Origin of the sequence: Vibrio chanodichtyis (assembly GCF_028863985.1) — a bacterium.
Lineage (GTDB): Bacteria > Pseudomonadota > Gammaproteobacteria > Enterobacterales > Vibrionaceae > Vibrio > Vibrio chanodichtyis.
Window position 1 is genome coordinate 362,237 of sequence record NZ_JARBFT010000002.1, and the last position, 8,947, is coordinate 371,183.

The 8,947-nt window shown below is 41.6% G+C and carries 4 protein-coding genes and 1 pseudogene; all 5 read left to right on the forward strand.

Annotated features, from left to right (window positions below; genetic code table 11):
• The first annotated feature begins 14 nt into the window (after window positions 1-14).
• Window positions 15-3,086, forward strand: a complete 3,072-nt coding sequence (locus tag PUN32_RS03660) for a type I restriction endonuclease subunit R (protein WP_274721807.1) — start codon at window positions 15-17, stop codon at window positions 3,084-3,086.
• 55 nt (window positions 3,087-3,141) lie between these two features.
• Window positions 3,142-5,262: an anti-phage ZorAB system protein ZorA gene (zorA, locus tag PUN32_RS03665; protein WP_274721808.1), complete on the forward strand. Its 2,121-nt coding sequence runs from the start codon at window positions 3,142-3,144 to the stop codon at window positions 5,260-5,262.
• Complete coding sequence (locus PUN32_RS03670; protein WP_274721809.1) at window positions 5,255-5,989, forward strand: OmpA/MotB family protein; 735 nt, start codon at window positions 5,255-5,257, stop codon at window positions 5,987-5,989. The genes zorA and PUN32_RS03670 overlap by 8 nt, the downstream gene beginning before the upstream one ends.
• On the forward strand, window positions 5,986-7,437 hold the full coding sequence (locus PUN32_RS03675; RefSeq protein WP_274721810.1) for an EH signature domain-containing protein: 1,452 nt from the start codon (window positions 5,986-5,988) through the stop codon (window positions 7,435-7,437). Before PUN32_RS03670 ends, PUN32_RS03675 begins: the two co-directional genes overlap by 4 nt.
• Window positions 7,428-8,870 (forward strand): annotated as a pseudogene (locus tag PUN32_RS03680) (SNF2-related protein); the annotation flags it as partial. The gene PUN32_RS03675 and the pseudogene PUN32_RS03680, both read left to right, overlap by 10 nt.
• Between the last annotated feature and the right edge of the window lie 77 nt (window positions 8,871-8,947).

The window sequence follows — 8,947 nt, forward strand, 5'->3', positions numbered from 1 at the left end:
ACAACGTGGTATTTATGGTTAGTAAAACAAATGAACAGGCGCTAGAGGCCGCAATTGAAAAAGGTTTAGCAGGTATTTGTAAAGAAGATCTAGCGTTGGGTGAAGCGCCTCTTAATTACAATCATGATCTTTATCTTATTGGCTCTCCAAGTGACTTTAATAAACAGTACGCTATAGATACCCGTTTATTTTGGCAGTTTCTCGAAGATACTCAGGCGAGTGAGTTAGAAAAACTTAAGCGCACCAGCCCTCACTATTGGCAGAGAAAAATCCTTGAGCGTTTCGATCGTATGATCAAGCGCCATGGTGTTTTGCGACTATTGAAAAAAGGGCTAGACGTTGACGATGCCTTTCTATCGTTGATGTACCCAGCGCCACTTGCCAGTAGTTCTGAGAAGGTAAAAAAAGATTTTTCTGCCAACCTGTTTAGTGTGACTCGCCAGGTTTGTTATTCCAATGCAAATCCATTGGAAGAAATTGACATGGTGCTTTTTATCAATGGTATCCCTCTGATTACCCTTGAGCTTAAAAACCCATGGACGGGCCAGAACGCTGTTTATCATGGTCAAAAGCAGTACCGCGATGATAGAGATGCAAATCAGCCATTGTTGAACTTTGCTCGTTGCTTGGTTCACATGGCGGTTGATACCGATGAAGTCTATATGACGACCAAACTGGCAGGCAAAAAGACATTCTTCTTACCGTTCAATAAAGGCTTCAATCTAGGTAAAGGAAACCCTACTAACCCATATGGCCACAAGACGGCTTACTTGTGGCAAGAGGTATTCCGTAAAGAAAGTATTGCTAATATTATTCAGCACTTTGTTCGCATTGATGGCAGCAGCAAAAAGCAGTTGGACAAACGAACTTTGTTCTTCCCCCGATACCACCAAATGGATGTCGTGCGGCGCTTGGTTGATCACTGCTCAGTTAATGGTGTTGGGCAAACGTATTTGATACAGCACTCAGCGGGTTCAGGTAAATCTAACTCAATTACATGGGCTGCGTATCAGCTCATCGAAACTTATCCTATCAGCGATGACCTACCAGGAAGTAGAGGGAAAGAAGTGCCTCTATTCGATTCGGTCATCGTCGTTACAGACCGCCGATTGCTCGATAAGCAGCTACGCGAAAATATTAAAGAGTTCTCCGAAGTGAAGAACATTGTTGCACCAGCGTTCAAATCGTCTGAGTTAAAGTCTGCATTAGAGAATGGCAAGAAAATTATCATTACCACCATTCAGAAGTTTCCGTTCATTATTGATGGTATTGCAGATTTAAGTGACAAGCGCTTTGCCGTCATTATTGATGAGGCTCACAGCTCTCAGTCAGGCTCCGCTCATGACAATATGAACCGTGCAATGGGTAAGAAGGAAGTGGAAGAGCTAGAAGATGCTCAAGACAAAATTCTTCAGGCTATGCGTTCACGTAAGATGCGTGGAAATGCATCGTATTTTGCGTTCACCGCAACGCCCAAAAATACTACTCTAGAAAAGTTTGGTCAGCGACAAGCGGACGGAACTTACGCTCCTTTCCATTTGTACTCGATGAAACAAGCGATCGAAGAAGGCTTCATTCTCGATGTTATTGCCAACTACACGACTTATAAGAGTTATTACGAGATTGAAAAATCAATCCAAGATAACCCGGAGTTCGACAGTAAAAAAGCGCAGAAGCGTTTGCGAACGTATGTAGAGGCAAGCCAAGAAACCATAGATACCAAAGCCGAGATAATGCTTGAGCATTTCATTAAGCATGTGATTAACGGTAAGAAGCTAAAAGGTAAAGGTAAAGGCATGGTGGTGACTCAAAATATTGAGTCAGCTATCCGCTACTATCGAGCATTAACAAGGCAACTCGATAAGATGGGTAACCCATTTAAAGTCGCGATTGCCTTCTCTGGCACCAAAGAAGTTGATGGTATTGAATACACTGAAGCAGATCTTAATGGGTTCCCAGAAGGTGATACCAAAGATTACTTTGATGTGAACTACAAGCGTAAAGAGCCGGGCTCCCCAATTCCTAAGCATGTAGATCAGGATGCTTTCCGTTTGTTGGTTGTGGCGAATAAGTATTTGACGGGCTTTGATCAACCGAAGCTTTGTGCCATGTATGTGGATAAAAAACTGGCGAGTGTGTTGTGTGTGCAAGCCCTGTCACGCTTAAACCGTTCAGCGCCAAAGTACGGTAAGAAAACGGAAGATCTGTTTGTGTTGGATTTCTTCAATTCTGTTGATGATATCAAAACTGCATTTGACCCTTTCTATACATCTACAACGCTTTCTGAAGCTACAGATGTCAATGTTCTTCATGAGCTAAAAGATGATATGGACGACACAGGTGTTTATGAGTGGTTTGAAGTTGAGGAGTTCAACAAGCGTTTCTTTGAAGGAAGAGATGCTCAGGACCTGAGCCCAATCATTGATATCGCAGCTGCGCGTTTCAACCACGAGCTAGAACTAGAAAACGAATTTAAAGTCGATTTCAAAGTGAAGGCCAAGCAGTTTGTAAAGATCTACGGCCAGATGGCCTCGATCATGCCTTATGAAGTTGTTCAGTGGGAAAAACTGTTCTGGTTCTTGAAGTTTTTGATTCCAAAACTTTCCGTCGAAGACCCGGATAAAGAAGCACTAGACTCGTTACTAGATTCAGTTGATTTGAGCTCTTATGGATTACAAAGGGTTAAGCTTAACCATTCCATCGAGCTAGATGACTCTGAAACTGAGTTAGACCCTCAAAACCCGAACCCGCGCGGAGCTCATGGCTCTGAAACTGAGAAAGACCCGTTAGATGAGATCATCCAAATCTTTAATGAACGCTGGTTCCAAGGCTGGAGCGCAACACCAGAAGAGCAGCGAGTTAAGTTTGTGAACATTGCTGAGAGCATCCGAAATCACCCAGACTTTGAAGCTAAATACCAAAACAACGCAGACCCTCATACGCGAGAGCTAGCGTTTGAGAAAATGTTGAAAGAAATCATGCTTCAACGTCGTAAAGACGAGTTGGAACTCTACAAGCTGTTTGCCCAAGACCCTGCTTTTAAAGCGTCTTGGACGCAGAGCATGCAGCGTATGGTTGGGATGTAAAAGTCCCAATATTGAAGAATATCTTTATCAAATACTAATCTTGGAAATAATTTGAATGACCGATAGCCTTAATCTTTCCAGTGTATGGCCAGACTTGAGCAGTCTAAATGTAATGCCACCTCAAACTCCTGAGCAATTGAGTGCTTTGTTTGTGGTTATTTTATGGGGTGTCGCTCTATTTTTCTTAATTTGGTCAGTTGCCGCATTTATTCGCGCAAGACAACGAGTAGTTTGGCTTAACAAATCTTTGGGTGATGCGGAGAAGTCGACTCTGTCAGATGTTCGAAATGATTTAATTTCTAGGGCTGAACAAAAAAAAGATTCAGTAGGGCACTTATGGCTTGAGTTTGATGAAACATTGCTCGAAGTAAAAGGTGCTGATGACGTTGTTCGATTGCATAACACATTTGATGCAGACTATTTTTTTAATAGTTCTAGTTTAGCTGGTGGTAGCACTGAAAACCGAATGATTGCGGCGGTTCCAGGCTTTTTAACGGCTCTGGGTGTTATTGGTACCTTTGTCGGTTTACAGCTAGGACTTTCAGATCTCAATATTGCGGGCAATGTTGATGTCAATGAGATGAAAAACGGCGTTGCTGGAGTTATAAATGGCGCAAAAATCGCATTTATGACATCGGTTTGGGGGGTTTTACTCAGTGTTGCATTCAACTTCATTGAGAAAATTCTTGAGCAAGTAATTAGAAAGAAAATTAAGTCTTTGCAAAACCGTATTGACAGGATGTTCCCTCGATTAAGTGCGGAATATCAATTGCAATCTATTGCAAATAACTGTTTGCAATCTCGAGAAAGCCTACAAGGACTTGCTGAGAAAATTGGTGAGAAAATGCAGGAGTCATTAGTTCAAGCAACACAGGGTATTCAGCAAGGTCTCGAGAGTAGCCTGGAAAAAATCATGGCCCCAGCTATCAATAAGCTTGTTGATGAGACGTCAGACGGTAACCAAAAAGCGCTTGAAAGCGTTCTTCAATCTTTCATGGACGGTTTTGGTCAACAAGGCGAACAACAACGTGTCGCGATGGACTCTGCGTCTCAAAACGTAAATAAGACACTAGAATCAATGAGTATTTCGATGGCTGCTTTCGTCAATAAGTTGGAAGTTCAGCAAAACGCATCTTCAGAAAGAGAGAAAGAACTGATCTCAACTATTTCAGTTCAAGTTTCTGAGCTAGTTACTCAGGGTAATGAGCAGAAGCGTGTTCTAACAGAGTTTGTAGAAAAACAAGTCTCTGAGTTAGGTGAGCAGCTTACTAAAAGAGAATCAGCTGCTTCTGAACGTGAACAGAAATTGGCTTCCTCAATGGAAAGTACGATTAAAGATTTAGTAGAAAATGTTTCAGCACAAAGCCAAGTGTTGACCGATTTTGTTCAGAATCAAGTTGGCCAACTTACCCAAACGTTCTCCGAACGTGATGGGGTGGCAAGTCAGATGGAAAAAGAGCGTAATGATATCTTTGTGAATCAAACGCAGGCGATGAAAGCTGGAACGGATGAGCTTCTAGCTCAAGTGAAAGCGGCGACTGAATCACAACAAATCACATCTAATAATATTATTGAGCAAGGTAAACAATTACAAAATAGTATCGATTCATCTGTTTCGGCATCTGCTCGAGCTACTGAGAGTATGCAGCAGTCGGCGAATGAGTTACGAGCCGCCGCTGATAGTATGAATGTGTTCGGTTCCAACATTAAAGAGTCGGGCAACAAACTATCTGGTGCTGTTACTGAAGCGGTTAACAGCACGAAGGATTTAGCTGAACAAAACCAGCTAGGCGTATTGAAAATTCAAGCGTTGAGGGAGCAGTTGTTGGAAGATACCAGTAAGTTTAGCGCGATTGCAGATCAGATAAACAATATGCTGAATAGTGCAGAACAGTCGTTTAGCACGCTTCGCACTAACCAAAATGAGTTCCTTGCAGAACAAAAAGGTAATCTAAACGAACTTACTTCAGAAATGAAGCGCAATGTAAAAGAGTTAACGGAGCAAATGGCTCAACTGCTGGAAGATTATGCAGAGCAAGCCAACGGACAAACCGCCGAGCACCTCAAAGTTTGGGCTAACAGTAGTACGCAGTATGCAGAGAGCATGAATACAGCAGTTAGAGCTATTTCTAGTGTTGTCGATGAAATTCAAGATAAAGTGAGCCAACATGCGTAGAGGTATTCGTTCGCATATACAAAACTCAGTAGATGAAGAAAATCCCTACTGGGTTTCATTTTCCGATCTAATGTCTGCTTTGCTCGTTATATTTATACTTGCAGCTGTTGCTCTGATTATTGAATTAACTCAAAAGACCAATGATGTCGAAGCTGGTATTGAAGAGCTTAAGCAAGCTGAGTTAGCAAGAAAGAATATAATTTATGATGTTCGAGACGAACTGGCTAAAAGAAACGTAACTGTTGAAATTGCTGATAACGATACGGTAATTCGGATCCCAGAAAGCACACTGACTTTTGCATCAGGTAAATCATCAATTCCGAACGATGCAACCATACAGCAAGCAGTTAAGGACATTGGTGTTGTTCTTCATTCTGCAATTCAGAAGAAAGAGCGATTTCAATATCTCGATACCATTTTTATTGAGGGGCATACCGATAGCGATGGTATCCATTACAGAGGGAAAGGGAACTGGGGGTTATCTACTGATCGAGCAATATCTGTCTGGAATGTCTGGCAAAATGAACTGCTCTTAACGCCTAAACTCGGTGACTTAGAAAACGCTTATCATGCAAAGCTGTTCTCTGTTAGTGGTTATGCGGCGACAAGGCGTGCCAATCTACAAGAGTCGAATCAGCAAGAAAAGAGCCAGAATAGGCGTATTGATATTCGATTTACAGTTAAGAAACCATCTATTGCTGAGCTCGAGAGGATTGTTGGACAGTGAGTTTAAATATAAAAAAGCTCAAAGTTAGTTTGCCTGCCAATCCTTTTGGTCAAGCCATTAAGGACTTTGCACATCTATCGAGTCAGCTAGAGGTGCTTTCTAAGAGTGCAGGTATTGAGAACAATCAGTTCCGAATTGCATATGGAGAAGTATGTAATGCGCTTGCTTCTAAGAAAAGAGTTGAGGACGTTATAGATAGTTCTGTACACGTTCGTGCCTTAGCTCTCTCACTACATATGGATGCGAAGAAAAATGTCAGCTTTACGCGTCGATTGCTTAATAAAATTACAGAAATTGTAAAAAAGCCAAGCTCTTTAGTCATAGAGTCGTTTTATCAGCATTTCTTATCAGAGTATGACCGACTGGCAGACTTGGAAGCTACAGCAGACTGGTTGTTGGAGGCCAAAAGACTGCGAGGCAATGATGAGTGGTTTGATGCAAATATATTGTCAACCAATGGCCCCAAGTGGCTTGCGGAAAGGGCTATTCAAAAGAATGTCGATTTTGATCATTTAATTGCGGAGATGAAGCTGGAACGTTATGCAAATGGCAGATATTTAACAGCGGCTAAAGGCATCTACTATATTGAGCAGTTAAACACTATACCATTAGGCCAAGATCATCCTCTCCTAGAGGAGGTTCAAAAAACGGCGGTTTTTGATTCTCGATATGATTCTGAAAGTTTGTTAGGGCATCAAATTCTTAGAATTTTGATTGGCCGATCGATAGGTTCTCACATCAGTGAGCCTTGGATGAATGTGATCTTAGCAATTGGCGGTGACCCACGAGTACCAAGTTCAAATCCAAGATATATTAAGTGGTGGAAGGGTTTAGAACCAAATCTGATTCAAGCTGTTCGCGGATGGTTATCAAAACTAGATTTGAAGTTGTTTCTGGAAGCGTTAGAAGATTATTCTTACTCTTCAGCTAATTACGAGCTACAGAGAATGTACCCATCTAGGAAAAGTTTCTTAGAGGGGATGTTCGATGCGGGGGTTATTTTAAATACCCGGCTTTATTTGAGTCAGGATGCTGCAAGGTATTTGAAGAGAAATTATGACCCTAAGCACTTGCCAAATTTCTCAACTGTCAAAGATGGTGATAAATCGATAATTTATGTGCAAATGAACGGCGCTCACATGGTTGAGGGGAGCCATAGTTGCTATTTGTGGTTGTACCGGTATCTTGACCCTTCCGTTTGTGTTTTTAACTATAACATTGATAGTCCCGCGTACTCACAACTCACAAGCGGTATAAACAATCAAATGTCAAGGTTGTCATCTGGTGCAGTTGCTAAAATAACGCACTCTCCGAGTAGTTACGCTTGGCAACGAAAAGCACTTACAGCACTAAGAGAGTTAGGAATTAACTTGACGCCGAAAGATGTGCTTTCAAATGAAGATTATATTGATTTCAAACAACGTTATGGGGTGCGAGAGTGGAGTTAACCTCTTTAATCAGCAAGTTCTTCTCTGGCTTAGATAAAACGTCTCAGTTTGAACTCATTTGTGATAATAGCCTTGATTTTACAACTTCCAAAAAAACTCTAGAGAAAATTAAAGCTGGTAAAGCTGATGAGTGGATAACGGCGCAGTATGTTGCACTTAAAATGCTTGAAGAGCAGGGGGATGTAAGCTCATTTCCAGATGGCTTTATTATGCCTGCTGATACAGCTGTCAGACTCGATTCTGAGTTGAGGGATTTGTTTAGTTTGCCTCCGGTTTGGAAAGGAGTCATTGACACTGATATTCAAGGAAAAGCTAGTACGCCCACCTTTAAAATTGACCTTTCGGTCACAACCAAACAGGGTCGAATAACACTAAATTACACTGTGGATGGGCCTTTCATTAGGTTTAGTCAAAATGAGCAGTACCTGCTAACACCCGAGCAGCTTATGGTATTTGTTGCGCATGAGATCCATCTAAAGTCTGCTCGGTCTGAATACGATAACTTACTGTACCTACACTCTTTGCAAGAGGCTCAAAAGAGTGGTTGTAAGTTGAATCTAAAGCACTTTGAAAAGCTAAGAATACTGACACCAAATAAAATCACAGTAGAAGCAGAATTGAATTCTCAAGGCGAGCTGATATTGACGCCAAACATGGGGCAAAGTGCGAGCCATGAGTCGATTCAAAAGGTTTTGGGGCAGTTGCAAAGCGACAACGCAGTTACTCTGAAAGTGGGTGATGAAATAGTCTTGTTTTCTGAAGAAAAGCTAATGGCTGTAAAAGAAGTTATTAGCAACAGGGTAATTCCCCAACAGCAAGTTAAAGCGTTCCTGGAAAACCCTACAGCATATGTTGATGCGAGCTTAGTCGATCTTGATTTAGGTTTTTCTATCAGAGTTCATGGTGCGACAGTTTTTAAACACGCTTATTTTGGAGAAACGGACGAGTCAGGCATAGATTGGTTCGGAGTCTCCTCCTCATCTGATGTGATTAATCCAATATCCCAACTGACTGATAGGATTTGCGATAAAACAATTCTTGAGGACGTAACTAAGAAGATTGAAGATGCTCAACAAACTGGAGCAACCGTTTTTGATTATGAAGGACAATCATACGATATCAGTGACCCTGCAGCTGTCGAAAAAGTTCTAAAAGAAATACATCACAAGATATCTAACCCTGATACAGATCTTTCTAGCCACGGAGAGGCAGAAGACGTCGAGACTGAATCAGAAGGCTCAGAAATACATGTTGTTGATATTGATCTAAATGATGAAGAGCTGTCTGAAAATTCTCCTAAAGTTGAACAACTGATTTCTGATATTTCATGGGATGGTGAGTTAAATTGGGAAAACCACAAGCGGACACCTTTCCCACATCAGGATATTGGTGTTCGTTGGATTTTAGGCGTTGAACAAAAAAGCTTATCAGACTGCATATTTCGGAGCATTCCGATCAGTCATTTCGGGATTATCCGATCACCCATTTCGGTTTAAACCGATCACCGATT

Coding starts and splice junctions, on each gene's coding strand:
- PUN32_RS03660 (WP_274721807.1), top strand. CDS start 15: ATGGTTAGTAAAACAAATGAACAGGCGCTAGAGGCCGCAATTGAAAAA.
- zorA (WP_274721808.1), top strand. CDS start 3,142: ATGACCGATAGCCTTAATCTTTCCAGTGTATGGCCAGACTTGAGCAGT.
- PUN32_RS03670 (WP_274721809.1), top strand. CDS start 5,255: ATGCGTAGAGGTATTCGTTCGCATATACAAAACTCAGTAGATGAAGAA.